At 67.7% G+C, this 1160-nt stretch carries 1 protein-coding gene and 1 pseudogene; both read left to right on the plus strand.

The genetic code is table 11. The features are described from left to right. On the plus strand, positions 1 to 740 hold a 740-nt coding region (locus tag AB0M20_RS44860; protein WP_364307719.1), incomplete at its 5' end, for a DUF5667 domain-containing protein. Positions 741 to 894: 154 nt separating this feature from the next. Then, a pseudogene (locus AB0M20_RS44865) lies at positions 895 to 1160 on the plus strand (hypothetical protein); the annotation flags it as partial.

The raw sequence follows: 1160 nt of genomic DNA on the forward strand, positions 1-1160 counted from the left end.
GGGACAAACGCAGGAGGATCCGTTCCCGGGGTGCCATCGTCGCCGGCATCGCCGCCGGAGCCATGGCGGTCTCCGGTATAGCTGCGGCCGATGGTGAGTCACGGGGCGATGCACTGTACGACGTCATACGCATCACCGAACGCGCACAGCCGGCGTTCACCAGCTCTGATGTGACGCGCGGCCAGTTGTCATTGGATTTTGCCCGTAACCGCCTGAAGGAGGCCGCCTCGCTGCCGGCCGGCGAGGCCGGTCTGCCGGAAATGCTCGATGACATGGATGCCGACACCAGAGAGGGCGTCAGACTTCTGACCGGCGCGGCTGTCGCCCAACGAGATCCGAGCCCGCTCGCGAGGATCGACGCCTTCGTGGTGGACCAGCAAGGCCAGCTCAGATCGATTGCCGACCAGGCGACCGGGGCGGGCCGGATCCGCGTGAACCAGTCCCTGGCCGTCGTCAGCAAGGTCCGACAACGCTCGCACGATCTGCGGGCGGGATTATCGTGCGAGCCGGTCCCAGCACACGACACCGACAGCCTCGGTCCACTCTTGAAGACCTGCCCTGCTGAGGCCGGTGAGAAGCCGGCGCGTCCTCGCGATCGCACCACACCGGAGCCGAGTCATTCGGCGAACACGCAGCTCGCGCCGATGCTCGACGATCTGTTCGGTGATTCGGCGATCAATCCTGGTGTCGACGCATCCGACAGGCCCGCGCCGAGGGCCGGTGTCCGCCACGGACAATGAGTCACCCGCTGCTGCCGAAACCCGCCACTCATCATTGTGCATCGATGTTAGTTTGGGCCCCGCTGTCCAACGTGGATTTGTGCACGAAACGGGGGAGGAAGAGATGGGTATCGGTACGCGCAGACGAAGGGTGCGGCGGGTCGGTGGCGGCGCTATGGCAGTGCTGGCGGTCTTTGCGGTCGGGCTGGCCGGGTTGGCGGCCGGCGGTCAGGCGTTCGCGGTGGCCGGGGGATCGGCTCCGGCCGACGCCGCCTACGGGTACGTGGTCAAGGTGAACGTCGGCGCCGACCGCGGCTGCACCGGGGTGCGGGTGGCCCCTCAGCTCGTGGCCACCTCGACAGAGTGCTTCCAGATCGGGTCGGCCGCACCGGTGAGCGGGGAGCCGGCGGTCGCCACCAACCTCACGTCCCCCCAGGATCA

This window comes from Actinoplanes sp. NPDC051633 (assembly GCF_040681735.1).
In the GTDB taxonomy this organism is placed as follows: domain Bacteria; phylum Actinomycetota; class Actinomycetes; order Mycobacteriales; family Micromonosporaceae; genus Actinoplanes.